Genomic DNA, 18,281 nt, shown 5'->3' with positions numbered 1-18,281 from the left:
AAAAGCTTTTAGATTGGGCATTTCCTATTCACTACTTATTCGTAGCAACTAATGGAGGCAGATGTAATTATGTTCTTTCAAGAGTATCGTAATCGGGTCAATGAAACAGAAGGTGTGCAGTTCCCTTCGAATAGCTATCGTCAAATGGTATTACAGCCTGCGTACGACGAAGCAAAGCGTCATTTTTTAACAGCTATGGTTCAAATTCATATTGCGCATTTAAAAATGTTAGAGGAGCAAGGACTTGTTACGCCAGAAGAAGCACGGAAAATCGGTCAGGCAATTAAAAATTTAGACCTAGACTATTACAAAACACGCGACTATAACCCACAGTTTGAAGATTTATTTTTCCGTATAGAAAATAAATTGATCGAGCTTGGTGGTGATATTGCGGGGAATTTGCATATTGGCCGTAGCCGTAATGATATGGGGATAGCCATTTATCGCATGACCTTACGTAAAAAAATGCTATCACTTATGCAAGAGCTATTAACGTTACGCTCTTCTTTAATTGCCTTTGCCGAGGAACATGTAGAAACGATTATGATTGGCTATACACATACACAGCAAGCACAACCAACGACTTTTGCACACTATTTAAAGGCTGTCATTGACCAGCTTTCACGCGACTTTACTCGTATGAAGGCTGCGTACGAAACGATAAATCGCAGCAGTATGGGCGCTGCTGCTCTGACGACAACGGGCTTTCCAATTAGCCGCGAACGTATGCAAGAGCTACTTGCTTTTGATGATTTAATAGAAAATGCATGGGATGCTGTTGCCGGAGCAGATTATATTGCGGAGGCCGCGAGTATAGTACAGCTAGCCGCGCTCAATCTTGGCCGCACGTCACAGGACTTTTTATTATGGGCCACGCAGGAATTTAATGCCTTCCATCTGGCGAGTCCTTACGTGCAAATTAGCTCAATCATGCCGCAAAAGCGCAATCCGGTCTCCATTGAACATACGCGCTCGCTCCTGTCTTCCGTTGTTGGCGATGCAGGGACTGTGTTACAAATGATTCATAATACACCGTTTGGGGATATTGTCGATACAGAGGATGATATGCAACCGTATTTATGGCGCGCAATTGATCGCCTCATCGGCATTTACAAATTATTCGGTAGCCTCGTTGTGACAATGAATGTAAATAAAGAAAATTTATTAAAACGTGCGCAAAATAGCTTCGCGAACGTAACAGAACTGGCAGATTCACTTGTCCGTTCTGAAGGCATTTCATTCCGCCAGTCTCATAAAATTGTGAGCTTGTGCGTCAGTGCTCTGCTTGAAGAAAAAGAGGAATCTCTTGCTGGATTAAAGTGGGAACTAGCCAACGAAAAATCACTTCAAGTGACAGGCAAGCCATTAATCATTTCGGAAGCTGATTTTTATCGTGTAATTGAACCAGCGTTTTTCGTTAATATTCGAACGTTAAAGGGTGGTCCTGCACCAGAAACGATGCGTGAATCACTACGCGTAGCTGAAGAAAATTCAGGGGATTTAGAACGCTGGGTTTGCGAAAAAATCGACTCTATTTTACAAGCAGAACAGCAATTAGAAAACTTTTTAAAAGGCTGGAATAGCGATGCCAAATAATTATGTACTCGCTATCGATGGTGGTGCCTCAAAAACAACAGTTTCACTGCGCACGCTCTCAAATGACATTATCTTTGAAGCAACATCCACTGGATCAAATTACCAAGCAATTGGTGCAGCACGCGTCGAGCAAGTATTAACAACGTTACTAAAGCAAGTCGCAGCGCATACAAAGGAAATTCAGGTTGTAGCATTTGCCATCGCCGGTATTGATACAGCAGATGATTTACAAATCGTAGAGCAAATTATTCATAAAAGCATTCAGCAAGCCAAGCTTCAAATCGAGCACATTTTCATTGAAAATGATGTAGAAGCAACGTTGCTCGGCGCCTCTAACAGACAGCCTGGCGCTATTCTTATATCAGGTACTGGAGCAATTGCTTTTGCTTACAATGGTAAAAACACCGTACGTGCTGGAGGCTGGGGTCACCGTGCGGGCGATGAAGGAAGCGGCTACTGGATTGGTCAGCAAATCGTAAAGGCTATCTTCCGCACAGAAGATGGCCGCTTATCCGAACGAACTATTTTAACTGAACTGGTTTTTAAAAAACTCCGCATTTCCACACTCGCCGAGCTTGCTAACTGGCTATACGTAGCTGATTATACAAATGCACGTATGGCTAGCTTGGCTTCTGTGCTTGCTGAGTCGGTTGCAATGGGTGACCAAATTGCGCATGTTATCGCGAATGAAGCAGCGTACGAACTATCGCTAATTGCAGAAGTAGCATTAAAAAAAGCGGGCTATAAAAATGGTCCGTTCCCGTTTTATATTAACGGAGGGGTGCTAGCACATAATGAATTTATTACAAATGAGTTAAAAGATCGCATTTCATTTAGTTACCCAGATATAAATTTTGTGCTTTGTGAAGAGCAACCGATTGAATATGTTGTGAGACGGGCTCTTGGGGCAGTTTAAATTTGAAAGGCCTATCCCGCCACAAATAGGTTGAAATAATGTCCTTTATTATGTAGTTAAGAAAGTCATTCTGTCACAACCACACTTAAAAAAAGCGTATGAAATCGTCGTGATTTCATACGCTTTTTTTTCGGCTTGTAATTGATATTTAGGTATGAATCATTTTGCTGTGGAATTTCCTGTGAAAAAATATTCCTACGCCACAAACGACAGCCACGCCTAAAAACTGCATACTCAAAAACGTCGGAGAAGCGATTATGCCGAATTGCACCTCATTTTGAAGGACCGTTACATTTTCTCACGTGCTTGGAAAATCTGAAGTGTACGCTTTCGTTTTCATATAGCTCCATAAAAAAATACTTACAAAATAAATTACATGTACAATAATTGAGCAAATAACTGCCTGTACAATAATTTTCATTTAGTGCCTCCATTAATTGCCTGCTAAATCTCCATCTTCTTCAACCCATCTGAAGTAGTAAAGTACAGCACGCCATCTTCAATAAAGAGCCCCTCTACTTCTTCACGGTACAGTGTCTGTTCCTCTGTGCCATCAAGTCGAATTTTCGCTAAGTACGCCCCGTTTGAGTAATTGCTGAAATAGAGCCAATCACCGTAGCCGGTAATAAATAGCGCACGACTTGATGTAAGCCGTACGTTTTCACCTGTTTGCATATTTAAACGATACAATACATTATCCTTCTGTATATTACTGTAATACACATAACCGCCTTTTTCGTAGCTGTCCTGGACAACATGCATAAAACCATAGTTGTTGCTCGTTGCCTTAGGAAAATCAGTTGCTACCCAAGCGTGGTCCTGCTTCATTTGCGTATCATTTGCTAAAAAATACTCGTAGCGTACCCCCTGCCCCCGATCTGGTACAGGATCATTCCATGTTGTATCTAAATGGTACCAATCCCCGTCCACCTTCACTAAGTTCCATGCGTGACCACCTGTGTATACTTCTCCTGTAATGTAAAGTGCCTCCATGCCAAGTGCTTGAAGTAGCTTTAACGCTAATAATGCATAACCCTGGCAAACTCCTTTTTGTTCTTGCAAAATTGTAAATGCACTATGCGCACTCGTTACGGTCGCCTCGCTATAAACCGTATTTTTAACAATATAATCATTCACAAACTTCACTTTTTCAAAATCCGTCATCGTTGCCGGTTTGACCGATGCTACAATTGAAGCAACCGCCTGCTCCACTACTTGTTCCTGTGCCGCATTTGTTAAATAATCCTGTGACACCTGGATCGTCGCGTCCAATTTACCATACTCATATTCCATTTCGCGCGCACCTAAATGCCCGCCAATATAACCGTCGCGCGCTGTTGCTTCTTGTGTCGCTCGCGTTAATATATTTCCAATATCACTTGTACTACCCTTGTAATGAATCGTAAAATCGGTTTCAAAATGACTAAAGTAGTAGAAAAATGCGTCCGTTAGTTCCTCCATAGACGTCACGTTCTTTGGTAATTTAGCTTCCTGCGTAGTTGATATAGGGTTTGTCACGTCAAACGAGCTGTTCTTCTCATTCGCTGGCACCGTTACTGGTAAGACATCCTCTATGTACGCTTTGTCATTAATAAATTTCATTGCTACATCATAGATTGGCTTGGCAAAAACAAATAAAATAACAAGTATTGCTAGCTTTTTTAACATAAGAACCTCCTATATTAGTTGCATGCTCGCATACCGCCCTTAACATTCATTCCCTACAGAAAACCCTAATTCAATAGTAAACGGCATGCCCTTTCGCTACGATTGCCACTTGCGCACAAAACGATTACTGATGCTGCGGTATATTTTCAAATTCATCTAGATGCTTAGAGCTGTATTCTATTGGATTCCGTAAATCAATTATAAAAAAGATTTCGTCCACAAAGAACGAAATCTATAGAAAGACATAACTCGCCCAAAATAGAGCGAGTTGATGTCCTTACTTATGTGAATGGAAAAGTAATACTTTCTTATCCACTCAAAAGTTATTCATTTATTTCATGTGAATAGTTATCACCAAATGTTTTTTTAGTAAACGATGTGCGTCATCCTTCATATCATCTGTAATAGAGCCATACACCTTTGCTAATGCCGCTGTAATGACAAATACATCATCCGTTAACCCAACAACCGGCAATAAATCTGCGACAATATCTAACGGGAAAATGAAATAACCTAGCGCTCCAAGCACAACTAATTTATTTTGCTTTGGCATATCGGGACTTTTCAAGCCATAATACAAAGTTGTTGCGGCATGCATTGTTTTAAACCCAAGTCCGACACCATATTTTTGTAGCTTACTTAAAAATTTCCCGTCGGAATAATGCTTATCCTTGCCACGAATCATATTATCCATGTTCATATCTTCTTTCATCCGAATCCCTCCTAAAACAAGTTCATCTTACAACAAAAATCCCCTGCAAGAATTGTAGCCCAGTTGTACGATACTTCATTTACGTTAACAAGACAAAAAAGTTTCACTTTCCATCGATTATCGATTTCTCAAAAAGTTTGTCCAAATTTGCTGGATAATCTTCATCGGATTGAGTACTTCATCATAATAAATGACCGAATTCTTTTTTAACTTCGCATGACCAATCGGGACTTCATACAGCGGGATGTTTCGCTTTATTGCCTTAACAAGCATATTTAAATCAAAGTTAAACGTCTCCCCAGGCACATGTCGAAGCCACAATAATTCTTGCTTCGGAATATAACGCAGTCCCGTTTGTGTATCAAGTAAACGTTTATGGAAAAAAAGTTCGAATAACATAGACGCCGCTCGATTATTAAAAAAGCTTGAAGTCGGCATATCGGTGGATTTGAAATCCCGCACCCCTAAAATAATGCCATCTGAAAAAATTTTAGTACTTGAAATCATTTGTTGCACATCTAATATGGAGTGTTGTCCATGCGCTCCCACTGTGACGACACCTTTCACTTTTCGGCTCACTTTTAAAACATAATCAAATCCTGTTTTTAATGCGCGCCCTTTTCCGAAGTTTTGCTCATGTGTAAGTACAGTACATCGGGGTAATTGGCGAAGGCTTTGAAACACAGCCGCATATTTTTCGTCACTTCCATCATTAATGACGACGATTTCCACATTCATTTTTTGTAGCTTTTCCACAAATTGTACGAGCGTATGCAAAGGATTTAGGGCTGGGATTATAATGACGATTTGTTCCAACATACATGCTCCTTTAATTAACATAATATACTTTAAATCTTAAAGCTGTTTGAACTGGAATTCAATGGAAGAATAAGAAAATAAAATGTTGTGCAGCATATGTACTAACATTTTTTTGTAGTTAGTCAATAATTTCTACAGAAATATGCTGAAACTGTGTCACGTCAAATAAACCCGTATCCGTTAGCTTAATATCGGGAATAACCGGTAAGCTTAAAAAAGATAACGTTAAGAAAAAGTGGAAATGTAGATCTGGATGAATTTGCTGCAATGCCTCATGAACATTGAGTAATGATTTAGCTGCAACATTAGCCTGTAAATCTGTCATTAGCCCAGCAATTGGCAATGCAAACTCCTCCAACACTTGCCCGTCCGCAACGACAACGAGGCCGCCCTGCATTTTTTGCAATGCTTCGAGGGCAACAAGCATATCGGCATCATTTGTTCCTACAACAATCGCATTATGCGAGTCATGAGCTACTGTTGTCGCAACAGCCCCACGCTGCAAGCCAAATCCGTGTACGATCGCGACTCCCTTTGTTCCAAGTTGGTGGTGACGTTCGATTACCGCAAGCTTCAGTAAATCTTTTTCTATCGAAGGAACAAACTGCCCTTCCACCACATCCACTGTACATTCGATACGTTTTGTCGTCAGTTGGTCCGGCATAATCTCAATGACGTTCGCTCGATCTCCATGTGTAAATAGAATGGCTAAATCATCCTTCGTTAGCTTTGGTAAATGCACCGACGCCGTAATAGCTGGCATGATATCGATTTTCGGTGTTGGCGCAGACAACATTTGCCCGTTCTCTGTTACTTTCATTCCGTTCTTCCACACAGTGGACACCTTCATCGTTTGTAGATCTTCTACCATGACAAAATCCGCAATAAACCCAGATGCAAGTGCGCCTTTATCTTTTAACTGATAGCACTCCGCCACGTTTAGTGAGGCTAGCTGAATGGCCTGCAGTGGTTCCATACCTTCTTTTATCGCAAGCGACACCGCATAATTAATGCTTCCTTGCTCCATTAGTTCGTCTAAATGCTTATCATCTGTACAAAATGCAAAACGACGCGCATTTGCAGCTGTCACGGCTGGTAGTAGCGACTTTAAATTTTTCGCTGCTGAACCTTCACGAATGAACACATACATTCCTTGCTCAATTCGGTCACGTGCTTCATCTGCTGTAACGCATTCATGATCCGTTTGAATACCTGCTGCACGGTAGCCACGAATTTGATTACTCGTTAAGCCTGCGCAGTGCCCATCAATGACCATTCCTGCTTTTTGTGCGAATTCAATTTTTGCTAACATATTATGCTCACCGTTCAGTACAGCGGGAAAATCCATGACTTCTGCTAGTCCAAGTACTGCCGCATGTCCTTCAAAAGCAGCTAAATCCGTTGCCTCTAGCACCGCGCCAGCATGTTCAAAGGACGTACCTGGGACACTCGACGGTAGCATAAAGTAAATATCCATCTCAGCCGTTGCTGCGTCATCTAGCATAAATTGTAAACCGGCAGTACCCGAAACATTGGCGATTTCATGGGGGTCCGTCACAACGGAAGTAATCCCATGCGGTAACATAATGCGATTAAACTCAGAAGGTGTGAGCATTGACGATTCAATATGAATATGAGCATCAATTAGACCCGGAATTACATACCTGCCCCCCGCATCCTCTACCTCGTATGCTTCAAATTCACCCCGTTCATCAATGGCAATAATTCTCCCGTCAGCCACTACAATATCCGCCAAACGCCAGCGTAAATTAAAAACATCTGCCACCTGCGCATTTTTTAAAATAAAATCTGCCTTTATTCGTTTTTGTGAAATTTCTATCCGACGTTTCATCCAACCATCCCCCTAGTAGTATATATTTTTCACAACATCATACAATATTTCCCTAAAAACAACCGCAACGCCCGCTCATAAACTGTTCATAATACGTTCTCTCACCCGATAAAAAGAATAATTATCCATTTAACGTCATTCAGCAAAAAACCACCCAACTCTATAAATGGTGTGATGAATGCGAGTTTTGCCCTTTATCAGCGAGCGTCCAAACGCCGGCTGACTGCAGTTAAAGCCTCTAGCAAATGGCACAGATTTTGAAGGGATTTAATGATGCTAACCTACATTCGTCGCATCCATGTGACTACGGCTAACTGGGCTACATTGTACAGACCGAGGCACAATTCAAAATCTACACACCAAAATCATGGGGGCGAATTTGATTTAATAAAACATCTCTTTTAAAAGGAGTGACAATGATGATCATTAACCGCGATGTTCTTTCACAGCTTTGCAATGCTATTCCAGATACACACCGGCCGCTCGCAGAAGCACTGCAAAATGCAGCACGTCATGCAATTGCAAATCCTACGCTATCCTTGCAAAAATCCAATATTGCGCTCGATATTATTGTGCGGGATTTATATGAAAAAGAAATGCATAATAATGTTTCGAATACTGCCATTCGCACATTATTAAATAATAAAAACTTCATTGCGAGAATCCATCCTCGTCGCATATATTTACTCATGAATTTAGTCCGAAAAATGACCACCACTACATCTAATCAAGTCGTGGATACAAAAGTTGCAAAAATTGTCCTCGATTATTTAACAGATATTTGTGCTTGGTATTTAAATCGATTAGAAAAGGGCGAAAAATTAGCAAGATCCTCATTTTACGATGTGACAGACTTTATATGGGCACAGCCAAATACTACAGTAACAGATTTTGACTTTGCAGCTGATGATTTGGAGTCAGCCGCACAGTGGTTTTTAGTTGCGGCAAATGAGGGTAATAGCAGTGCACAATATAATTTAGGTGTACTGTATAATCATGGCCATGGCGTAAAACAAAATTATGTGGAAGCAGCGAAATGGTATTCCCTTGCTGCACAACAAAACGATGCCAAAGCACAGTATGCACTCGCTGTCCTGTATCAACTCGGACAAGGTGTCGAACAAAATGAACAAACCGCGGCTCTATTATACGAACAAGCTGCGAAAGCCGGAAATGCAGAGGCCCAGTTCAATCTCGGTTCCCTTTACAATCAAGGCTCTGGCGTTGAGCAAAACTTTTCCGAAGCAGCGAAGTGGTACCAGCTTGCGATTGCACAAGGCAACACGAGCGCCCAAAACAATCTTGGCTTTTTATATCATGACGGAAAAGGCGTACCACAAAGCTATGAAAAAGCAGCTGAGTTATTTACACAGGCAGCCTCAGCCGGCGATGCGAGTGCACAGTACAATTTAGCCTCTTTATATACTAAGGGACGCGGTGTTTCACTTTCTTACAAGGAAGCCGCTAAATGGTTTTTATATGCAGCGTTACAATGTCATACGAACGCACAGTTCCAACTTGCACTCTTATATAAGGCAGGCCAAGGCATGGAACAAAACGAAGAGGAGGCCATAAAGTGGCTGACAGTTGCGGCTTATGAAGGCCATACAAATGCCCAGTATTCACTCGGGCTCATTTACAAACAGTCGACCACGAAAAAAACACAAAATCATGCCATCGAGTGGCTAACTAAAGCAGCATCTAACGAACATATAAGTGCCTGTTACGATTTAGGAATCCTTTATCAAGAAAAAGACGAGCCGGAAGCCGCTGTAAAATGGCTGAAGCGTGCGGCCGTACGTGGTCATGCGGATGCGCAGTTTACATTAGGAATGATGGAACTAAAGAAAGATCATATGTCGCTGGGCTACCCAGAAGCTTTTAAATGGATTCAAGCTGCGAGTAGTCAAAGTCATATGGAAGCAGAATTCCAGCTTGGTTTATTATATGAACGCGGCCTTGGCACGAAAACGAACTACGAGGAAGCACGCCATTGTTATCGTCTAGCAGCTGAACGCGGTCATGTAGAAGCACAGTATATGCTCGGTAACCTTTTTGATAAGGGGCTAGGTGTGGCAAAAGATTACACAGAAGCTTCAAAATGGATTCAGCAAGCCGCAAATGCTGGTTTTGCCAAAGCGCAGTTCCAACTTGCCCAAATGTATTCTCAAGGTGAAGGTCTAACGCAAGATTATGCAGAAGCCGCAAAATGGTATCGCCTTGCCGCGCATCAAGGACATGTAAAGGCACAATTCTACCTCGGCATGCTTTATAAAAAAGGACTAGGTGTGGCGCAGAATTATACAGAAGCGACTCGTTGGTTAAAGCAATCTATCGAACAAGACGTATGAAAGCCTGGCGTAGTGAAGCATTCCTTCCTATGCCAGGCTTTTATTTATTGCACAGTGACTGCTAGTTCAGCTTTAAGTGCTGTTACGGCCTGCTCACTATTTACTTGTACACCTAGCTCTTGTAATACATCCCCAATTTGGCGAATTGCTTGCTCAAGCATCTCTGGTGTTGTATTCCCCATATGTCCAATGCGGAAAGCCTTACCTGCTAAATGTGCAAGTGAACCTGCAATAATGATGCCGCGTTTTGCTAGGCCTGCACGGAAATCTGCATCTACTACGCCATCGGGATATAAAATACAGCTTAATGTTGGTGCTGCAATAGACTCGTCTGCAATCGCATGCATACCGTATTCACGAAGGGCCGCTCGCACTGCTTTTCCATATGCAACGTGACGCGCTATACGATTGTCCATACCTTCATCTAGCACAATTTTAAGCGCAGTATCATACGCATAAATTAAGTTTACAGGTGGTGTAGCAAAATACGTACTTGGATTGTCCATAACCCCGCGCCAGTTATTAATATCTGCATAATATGCGCGAATTTGGCCTAATTCGGCGCGCGCTTGAAGGGCCTTTTTACTGAATGCGATAATAGCTAAACCAGGTGGTACACCAATCGCTTTTTGCGAGCCTGTTAATACGATATCAATTTTATGGTCCGGATTATTTCCGTATCTTTTACTCATATTTTCTTCCATTGCCGCTGTTGCTACTACACCATCAACAATCGCAAGTGCACCCGCTGCTTTAATAAGCGGGATAAGCGTTTCTAAATCAGAAGCAACACCTGTTGAGGTATCCGCATGTGTAACGGTTACTGCCTTGTAACTACCTGTCGCAAGCACTTCTTCGACAAGCTTCGCGTCCACTCGTTTCCCCCATTCCGATTGAAGTACATCCACTTCAATACCGTACGCTTTTGCAAGTGGTGTAAAACGATCACCAAAATAGCCGTGGCTAATAACAAGTATCTTTTCCCCTTCTGCAACTGTGTTAACAATCGCCATTTCCATTGCAAGTGTGCCAGAACCGGCAACTACATAAACCTCACCATCTGTTTGTAGCATTTCTTTTGTTTGCTCAATCGCATTTTTAAACGTCGCCACAAAACGTGGATCGGTATGACCGCGTGTTTCACTAGCAAGCGCGTCATAAATTTCATCAAGTACTGGTGTAGGTCCTGGTATTAATAATAATTCTTTATTTCTCATGTTTTCTATCTCCTTTGTATATACTTTACATTTATTCCATCTTATCCTTCATTCGAGATGTCACAAAATAATCCTGCTGAAAAATAAGAAAAGTACTTTCACGCAAATTCCTAGACATTAGAAAGACACAACTCGCCCGAAATAAGGCGAGTTGATGTCCTTACTTATGCGGATGGAAAAGTTATACTTTTTTATCGACTAAAAAAATGCCCCTCTAGCCCCATTATGACTAGAAAGACATTTTTCCTCTTTTATAATCGAACCTTACACAATTCTTTTATAATAGACCCCTTTGTTAAAACGCATAAGTATTATGTTATGGGAGGCAACCCATTCATAATGTTCCGAGCTGTTTTCCAAGCAACTCGAAAATTGTAGTAGTAAATTTTTCAATTAACTATAGAAAATATGTCGAACTAGCTAATTCTTTCATACCCAGGTAGTGTTAAGAATTCAACGAACTCATCTTGCTCGATTAAAGTCTTGAACAGTTCAGCCGCTTCGGCATAACGACCGCTGTCATAAGCTTGTTCCCCAACAGCTTCTTTAATATTTACAAGTTCTTCGTCCAATACTGATAACACTAGCTCGAGTGTAATTTTACGTCCATCATCTAAAATCCCCTTGTCATGGCGGATCCATTGCCATACTTGAGTACGAGAGATTTCAGCTGTTGCTGCATCTTCCATTAAGTTATTAATTGGTGCAGCACCTTGACCGCGAAGCCAAGAAGCGATGTATTGTACACCAACATTGACGTTTACACGAACACCGGCATCCGTAATTGTGCCATCTGGAACGGCAACCAGGTCCGCAGCAGTTACATTTACGTCTTCACGTTTTTTATCAATTTGGTTTGGAGTTGGCATAATTGCATTAAATTGCTCTAACGCAGTTGCAACCATTCCTGGATGCGCTACCCACGTACCATCGTGCCCATCTGTTGCTTCACGACGTTTGTCTTCAGCAACTTTCGCATAGGCTGCGGCATTTGCTTCATCATCACCTTTAACCGGAATTTGTGCCGCCATCCCGCCCATTGCTGGTGCGTTACGTTTATGACACGTTTGAATACAAAGTGACGTATATGCCTTCATGAAAGGTACAGTCATCGTCACTTGACCACGATCCGGTAAAATTACGTCTGGCTGATTACGCAGGCGTTTTATGTAGCTGAAAATATAATCCCAGCGCCCACAGTTTAAGCCTTTTGAGTGATCACGTAATTCATAAAGAATTTCATCCATCTCATAAGCGGCTAAAATAGTTTCAATTAATACAGTAGCTTTAATTGTCCCTTGTGGAATGCCAATATAATCTTGGGCGTACACAAATACTTCATTCCACCAACGTGCTTCTAAATGGCTCTCAAGCTTTGGTAAATAGAAGTAAGGACCTGTTCCGCGAGCGATTGCTTCCTTCGCGTTGTGGAATAGGTATAAACCGAAGTCAAATAAACTACCTGACATTGGCTCACCGTTTATTAATACGTTTTTCTCAAGTAAGTGCAATCCTCGAGGACGAACTAATAGTACAGCTGACTCTTCGTTTAACTTATACTCTTTACCATTTGCTTCGTTCGTGAAGGAAATCGTACGACGAACTGCATCTCGCATATTGATTTGTCCACTAATCATGTTTTCCCATGTAGGAGAAGATGCATCTTCAAAACATGCCATGAACATTTTTGCACCAGAGTTTAACGCATTAATAACCATTTTACGGTCAACTGGACCCGTAATTTCAACGCGTCGATCCTGCAAATCCGCAGGGAGTGGAGCAATTGTCCAGTCTCCCTCACGTACATGCTTTGTTTCTGGTAAGAAGTCGAGTTTCTCACCAGCATCTAGGCGTTTTTGACGTTCTTGACGTTTTTCTAGCAATTCTTTACGACGAGTATCAAACTTTTCGTGTAGAGAAAGGATAAACTCTAAAGCTTCCGGCGTTAACACCGATTCCACTTGTTCGTTAATTTCCCCAACAATTTTTAACTTACCTGTTGTTGCTTGTTCCATCTCAAGACTCCCCCACCTTTATGAAAAGATTTAATTTTAGGCATTTGCACCCGTCCAACATCGAACGGGAGCAAATAGATTCTTTTTATACGAATTGCTCAGTTTCTGTAGATCCAGCCATTGCAGTCGTTGAAGATGTACCACCTGAAATTGCTTGTGATACTTCATCAAAGTAACCAGTACCTACTTCACGTTGGTGACGAGTAGCTGTGTAGCCTTTTGATTCTGAAGCGAATTCAGCTTGTTGTAATTTAGAGTATGCAGCCATACCGTTATCCTTGTAGTCATGCGCAAGCTCGAACATAGAGTGGTTTAAAGAGTGGAAACCAGCTAATGTTACGAATTGGAATTTATACCCTAACTTGCCAAGCTCGCGTTGGTACTCAGCGATTTCTTCTTTAGAAAGGTTTGCTTCCCAGTTGAATGAAGGTGAGCAGTTGTAAGCAAGCATTTTTCCTGGGAACTCAGCGTGGATTGCTGCTGCAAATTCACGTGCTTCCTCAAGAGATGGTTTTGATGTTTCGCACCAGATTAAATCTGCGTACGGCGCATATGCTAAACCACGAGAAATGGCTTGTTTGATACCTGGTACTGTACGGAAGAAACCTTCTGGCGTACGTTCACCAGTTAAGAACTCTGCATCACGTGGGTCAATGTCAGAAGTTACCATGTCAGCTGCATCTGCATCTGTACGAGCGATTAATACTGTATCAACACCCATTACGTCCGCTGCTAAACGAGCTGCGATTAAGTTACGTACTGCGTTTTGCGTTGGAAGTAATACTTTACCACCTAAGTGACCGCATTTTTTCTCAGAAGCTAATTGGTCTTCTAAGTGAACACCTGATGCACCCGCTTCGATCATACCTTTAACAAGTTCGAATACATTAAGTGGACCACCGAAACCAGCTTCCGCGTCAGCTACGATTGGAGCAAACCAGTCGAACTCATCTTCACGGCCTTCAGCATGATCAATTTGGTCAGCACGTTGTAGCGCTTGGTTAATACGTTTAACCACTTGTGGTACAGAGTTTGCTGGGTATAAAGATTGGTCTGGATACATTTGACCTGCAATGTTTGCGTCAGCTGCTACTTGCCACCCCGATAAGTAGATTGCCTTTAAACCTGCTTTTACTTGTTGAATTGCTTGGTTACCAGTAAGTGCACCTAAAGCATTAATGAATGGCTCTTTGTGTAAAGAGTCCCATAAACGTTTAGCTCCGCGAGTTGCTAACGTTTGCTCGATTACTACTGAACCTTGAAGTTTTACTACTTCTTCAGCAGTGTATCCACGTTCGATACCGTTCCAGCGTTGGTTCTCTACCCAATCATTTTTTAGAGCTTGAATCTTTTCTTGACGAGTTGACATGTTACATTTCCACCTTCCCATTTGTGTAAAAATAAATTCTGTTAGGAAAACTAATATTCACCTGTCCCATAACAGTTATTCTTGCTGTAAATTACTATATAACAGAATTCAAAAATTTTCATTATTTTCCGATAAAAGATATCTTTTTAATGACGAAATAACATATAGGGAAGATGAATTGTAAAAAATTGTGTAATACAGAGGGGAGTTATTCACAATGCCAAACCAAAAATTAGTAATAGAAAAAGATCTGTTACAACAGTTTAAAATTATAGTAGAAGATTGGATTCCGAAAAATGCTTCAATTGCCATTGCCGTAAATGATACATATGTTTACTTTGGTTCTGGGAGTCATAACATTCATTTAGAAGTGGGAACAGCCGTTAAAGAAGATAGTATTGCTTACCGTGTTTTGCGAAATCCCATTAAAACCGATGCAGTAATGGAAAATACGTTATTTGATACACCTTATTACGCAATTGGTTATCCGATTTTTGTGAAGGATCAACCAGGGGCACTCGTTATTGTATTGCCTCCCACTTTTTCAAAACCAAAAATAGAAACTTATCGTTTTTTAACAGGTCGACAAAATGAAGATTGGAGCCCTATTCCGATTGAACAAATTTCGCATATTGAGAGCTTACAGAAACGAACATGGTTTTATAAGGATGGAGAACAGTATAAAACAACCGTAACACTTAAGGAGTTACAGACGCGACTACCAAATATCTTCTTGCGCATACACCGTTCTTACATTATCAATATTCATTTCATTAAAAAGATTTCGCGGGATGTTACTTCAAATTTTGTTATTCTCTTAAAAGATGGTACCGAGCTACCTGTTAGCCAGTCCTATATGAATGATGTTCGAAGTGTATTGGAGTTTTAATTTTGTAAAGATCATTGAGTTCTATAGTATTGAAGTTTCTCCTGAACAATTTTTATAATCAGATGGAATACACTAGAGTAACATCTCTTTTATTATCTAGCAGGTCACTTGCACATAGAAGCACTTTTAGCTGGGGTTCCTAGTTGGGGGACACTCACTGAAGTAAGTAATTAGTGAACGAAAAAAAAGAAGGTAGAGGAATAAATCCTAGACCTTCTTTTTTGGTGTCTTGCAGCATACTACCTTAACTGATGATGTCTACAACTTCCATCAGATGTGGTTGGGAAAGTTATACTTTTTCAACTACAAACAAAAAAAAGACTGAGAAATAATCCTCAGTCTTCTTTTTATATTGCCTAGCGACGTCCTACTCTCACAGGGGGAAGCCCCCAACTACCATCGGCGCTAAAGAGCTTAACTTCCGTGTTCGGTATGGGAACGGGTGTGACCTCTTTGCCATCATCACTAGACTTGCACATAGATGTGCTTTTGTTGAAAGATTGTTCTTTCAAAACTGGATAAACGGTTCATTGAAAGTTGAAATATTCGGTAATAATGTGGTTAAGTCCTCGATCGATTAGTATTCGTCAGCTCCATGTGTCGCCACACTTCCACCTCGAACCTATCTACCTCATCGTCTTTGAGGGATCTTACTTACTTGCGTAATGGGAAATCTCATCTTGAGGGGGGCTTCATGCTTAGATGCTTTCAGCACTTATCCCGTCCATACATAGCTACCCAGCGATGCCTTTGGCAAGACAACTGGTACACCAGCGGTATGTCCATCCCGGTCCTCTCGTACTAAGGACAGCTCCTCTCAAATTTCCTACGCCCACGACGGATAGGGACCGAACTGTCTCACGACGTTCTGAACCCAGCTCGCGTACCGCTTTAATGGGCGAACAGCCCAACCCTTGGGACCGACTACAGCCCCAGGATGCGATGAGCCGACATCGAGGTGCCAAACCTCCCCGTCGATGTGGACTCTTGGGGGAGATAAGCCTGTTATCCCCGGGGTAGCTTTTATCCGTTGAGCGATGGCCCTTCCATGCGGAACCACCGGATCACTAAGCCCGTCTTTCGACCCTGCTCGACTTGTAGGTCTCGCAGTCAAGCTCCCTTATGCCTTTACACTCTACGAATGATTTCCAACCATTCTGAGGGAACCTTTGGGCGCCTCCGTTACTCTTTAGGAGGCGACCGCCCCAGTCAAACTGTCCGCCTGACACTGTCTCCTACCCCGCTAAGGGGCATGGGTTAGAAGTTCAATACAACCAGGGTAGTATCCCACCGACGCCTCCTCCGAAGCTGGCGCTCCGGGATCTCTGGCTCCTACCTATCCTGTACAAGTTGTACCAAAATTCAATATCAGGCTACAGTAAAGCTCCACGGGGTCTTTCCGTCCTGTCGCGGGTAACCTGCATCTTCACAGGTACTATAATTTCACCGAGTCTCTCGTTGAGACAGTGCCCAGATCGTTACGCCTTTCGTGCGGGTCGGAACTTACCCGACAAGGAATTTCGCTACCTTAGGACCGTTATAGTTACGGCCGCCGTTTACTGGGGCTTCAATTCGCAGCTTCGCTTGCGCTAACCACTCCTCTTAACCTTCCAGCACCGGGCAGGCGTCAGCCCCTATACGTCACCTTACGGTTTTGCAGAGACCTGTGTTTTTGCTAAACAGTCGCCTGGGCCTATTCACTGCGGCTCTCATGCGCTTTAACACGCTCAAGAGCACCCCTTCTCCCGAAGTTACGGGGTCATTTTGCCGAGTTCCTTAACGAGAGTTCTCTCGCACACCTTAGGATTCTCTCCTCGACTACCTGTGTCGGTTTGCGGTACGGGCACCTCTCACCTCGATAGAGGCTTTTCTTGGCAGTGTGAAATCAGGAACTTCGTCCATACGGACTCGCCATCACAGCTCAATGTTAAAGTATGCGGATTTGCCTACATACACACCTTACTGCTTGGACGCGCACAACCAACGGCGCGCTTACCCTATCCTACTGCGTCCCCCCATTTCTCAAACGGTGAGGAGGTGGTACAGGAATATCAACCTGTTGTCCATCGCCTACGCCTATCGGCCTCGGCTTAGGTCCCGACTAACCCTGAGCGGACGAGCCTTCCTCAGGAAACCTTAGTCATACGGTGGACGGGATTCTCACCCGTCTTTCGCTACTCATACCGGCATTCTCACTTCTAAGCGCTCCACCAGTCCTTCCGGTCTGACTTCAGCGCACTTAGAACGCTCTCCTACCACGCATACTCAAAGTATGCATCCACAGCTTCGGTGAATCGTTTAGCCCCGATACATTTTCGGCGCAGCGTCACTCGACCAGTGAGCTATTACGCACTCTTTAAATGATGGCTGCTTCTAAGCCAACATCCTGGTTGTCTAAGCAACGCCACATCCTTTTCCACTTAACGATTACTTTGGGACCTTAGCTGGTGGTCTGGGCTGTTTCCCTTTTGACTACGGATCTTATCACTCGCAGTCTGACTCCCGTGTATAAATATCTGGCATTCGGAGTTTGTCTGAATTCGGTAAAGCGAGATGCCCCCCTAGTCCAAACAGTGCTCTACCTCCAGTATTCTCAATCACGAGGCTAGCCCTAAAGCTATTTCGGAGAGAACCAGCTATCTCCAGGTTCGATTGGAATTTCTCCGCTACCCACACCTCATCCCCGCACTTTTCAACGTGCGTGGGTTCGGGCCTCCAGTAAGTGTTACCTCACCTTCACCCTGGACATGGGTAGATCACCTGGTTTCGGGTCTACGACCACGTACTAATTCGCCCTATTCAGACTCGCTTTCGCTGCGGCTCCGTCTTATCAACTTAACCTCGCACGTAATCGTAACTCGCCGGTTCATTCTACAA

Annotated in this window: 12 protein-coding genes and 2 rRNA genes (1 of these 14 cut by a window edge); 4 read left to right on the top strand and 10 right to left on the bottom strand. The window is 42.6% G+C overall.

Translation table 11 applies throughout. From position 1 onward, the window contains the following. The first annotated feature begins 69 nt into the window (after positions 1-69). Both argH and MHH87_RS00615 read left to right on the top strand, forming a co-directional pair. Positions 70-1,596, top strand: coding sequence for an argininosuccinate lyase (gene argH / locus MHH87_RS00620; RefSeq protein WP_340747414.1), 1,527 nt, complete (start codon positions 70-72; stop codon positions 1,594-1,596). Next, positions 1,586-2,512, top strand: coding sequence for an N-acetylglucosamine kinase (locus tag MHH87_RS00615; protein ID WP_340747413.1), 927 nt, complete (start codon positions 1,586-1,588; stop codon positions 2,510-2,512). The genes argH and MHH87_RS00615 overlap by 11 nt, the downstream gene beginning before the upstream one ends. 298 nt (positions 2,513-2,810) lie before the next feature. On the opposite strand, the gene MHH87_RS00610 is transcribed toward MHH87_RS00615, so the two are convergent. From MHH87_RS00610 to ade, 5 genes are all read right to left on the bottom strand, one after another. Next, a complete protein-coding gene (locus tag MHH87_RS00610) occupies positions 2,811-2,933 on the bottom strand; it encodes a hypothetical protein (RefSeq protein ID WP_340747412.1) in 123 nt (40 codons plus the stop codon). A 23-nt stretch (positions 2,934-2,956) separates the two neighbouring features. Continuing rightward, positions 2,957-4,180, bottom strand: coding sequence for a transglutaminase domain-containing protein (locus MHH87_RS00605; protein WP_340747411.1), 1,224 nt, complete (start codon positions 4,178-4,180; stop codon positions 2,957-2,959). Positions 4,181-4,511: 331 nt separating this feature from the next. Next, the gene (locus tag MHH87_RS00600; RefSeq protein ID WP_340747410.1) at positions 4,512-4,892 is read right to left on the bottom strand and encodes a YkvA family protein; all 381 of its coding nucleotides are present in this window, start codon (positions 4,890-4,892) and stop codon (positions 4,512-4,514) included. Positions 4,893-5,009: 117 nt separating this feature from the next. Next, positions 5,010-5,708, bottom strand: a complete 699-nt coding sequence (locus MHH87_RS00595) for a glycosyltransferase family 2 protein (RefSeq protein WP_340747409.1) — start codon at positions 5,706-5,708, stop codon at positions 5,010-5,012. Positions 5,709-5,829: 121 nt separating this feature from the next. Then, positions 5,830-7,563, bottom strand: coding sequence for an adenine deaminase (ade, locus tag MHH87_RS00590; protein ID WP_340747408.1), 1,734 nt, complete (start codon positions 7,561-7,563; stop codon positions 5,830-5,832). Positions 7,564-7,982: 419 nt separating this feature from the next. On the opposite strand from ade, the gene MHH87_RS00585 reads away from it, so the two are divergent. Beyond that, positions 7,983-9,914 carry an SEL1-like repeat protein gene (locus MHH87_RS00585; RefSeq protein WP_340747407.1) on the top strand — a complete coding sequence of 644 codons (1,932 nt, stop codon included), beginning with the start codon at positions 7,983-7,985 and terminating at the stop codon, positions 9,912-9,914. A 44-nt stretch (positions 9,915-9,958) separates the two neighbouring features. Here MHH87_RS00585 and MHH87_RS00580 read toward each other — a convergent pair whose 3' ends face one another. The 3 genes from MHH87_RS00580 to aceA all read right to left on the bottom strand — a co-directional run bounded on the left by MHH87_RS00580 (position 9,959) and on the right by aceA (position 14,515). After that, a complete protein-coding gene (locus MHH87_RS00580; protein WP_340747406.1) occupies positions 9,959-11,131 on the bottom strand; it encodes a pyridoxal-phosphate-dependent aminotransferase family protein in 1,173 nt (390 codons plus the stop codon). A gap of 416 nt (positions 11,132-11,547) precedes the next feature. Continuing rightward, a complete protein-coding gene (gene aceB / locus MHH87_RS00575; RefSeq protein ID WP_340747405.1) occupies positions 11,548-13,146 on the bottom strand; it encodes a malate synthase A in 1,599 nt (532 codons plus the stop codon). An 85-nt stretch (positions 13,147-13,231) separates the two neighbouring features. Continuing rightward, complete coding sequence (gene aceA, locus MHH87_RS00570; protein ID WP_340747404.1) at positions 13,232-14,515, bottom strand: isocitrate lyase; 1,284 nt, start codon at positions 14,513-14,515, stop codon at positions 13,232-13,234. A 217-nt stretch (positions 14,516-14,732) separates the two neighbouring features. On the opposite strand from aceA, the gene MHH87_RS00565 reads away from it, so the two are divergent. Then, complete coding sequence (locus MHH87_RS00565; protein WP_340747403.1) at positions 14,733-15,404, top strand: LytTR family DNA-binding domain-containing protein; 672 nt, start codon at positions 14,733-14,735, stop codon at positions 15,402-15,404. A gap of 354 nt (positions 15,405-15,758) precedes the next feature. On the opposite strand, the gene rrf is transcribed toward MHH87_RS00565, so the two are convergent. Next, a 5S ribosomal RNA gene (rrf, locus tag MHH87_RS00560) occupies positions 15,759-15,874 on the bottom strand. An 87-nt stretch (positions 15,875-15,961) separates the two neighbouring features. Then, positions 15,962-18,281, bottom strand: a 23S ribosomal RNA gene (locus MHH87_RS00555); it runs 610 nt beyond the window's last position.

The organism is Solibacillus sp. FSL H8-0538 (assembly GCF_038003525.1).
Lineage (GTDB): Bacteria > Bacillota > Bacilli > Bacillales_A > Planococcaceae > JBBOPI01.
The sequence above is the reverse complement of the archived record's forward strand: the minus strand, read 5'-3'. Positions and strand labels throughout refer to the sequence as shown.

Coding starts and splice junctions, on each gene's coding strand:
- MHH87_RS00565 (WP_340747403.1), top strand. CDS start 14,733: ATGCCAAACCAAAAATTAGTAATAGAAAAAGATCTGTTACAACAGTTT.
- MHH87_RS00615 (WP_340747413.1), top strand. CDS start 1,586: ATGCCAAATAATTATGTACTCGCTATCGATGGTGGTGCCTCAAAAACA.
- aceB (WP_340747405.1), bottom strand. CDS start 13,146: ATGGAACAAGCAACAACAGGTAAGTTAAAAATTGTTGGGGAAATTAAC.
- MHH87_RS00600 (WP_340747410.1), bottom strand. CDS start 4,892: ATGAAAGAAGATATGAACATGGATAATATGATTCGTGGCAAGGATAAG.
- aceA (WP_340747404.1), bottom strand. CDS start 14,515: ATGTCAACTCGTCAAGAAAAGATTCAAGCTCTAAAAAATGATTGGGTA.
- ade (WP_340747408.1), bottom strand. CDS start 7,563: ATGAAACGTCGGATAGAAATTTCACAAAAACGAATAAAGGCAGATTTT.
- MHH87_RS00605 (WP_340747411.1), bottom strand. CDS start 4,180: ATGTTAAAAAAGCTAGCAATACTTGTTATTTTATTTGTTTTTGCCAAG.
- argH (WP_340747414.1), top strand. CDS start 70: ATGTTCTTTCAAGAGTATCGTAATCGGGTCAATGAAACAGAAGGTGTG.
- MHH87_RS00610 (WP_340747412.1), bottom strand. CDS start 2,933: ATGAAAATTATTGTACAGGCAGTTATTTGCTCAATTATTGTACATGTA.
- MHH87_RS00585 (WP_340747407.1), top strand. CDS start 7,983: ATGATCATTAACCGCGATGTTCTTTCACAGCTTTGCAATGCTATTCCA.
- MHH87_RS00580 (WP_340747406.1), bottom strand. CDS start 11,131: ATGAGAAATAAAGAATTATTATTAATACCAGGACCTACACCAGTACTT.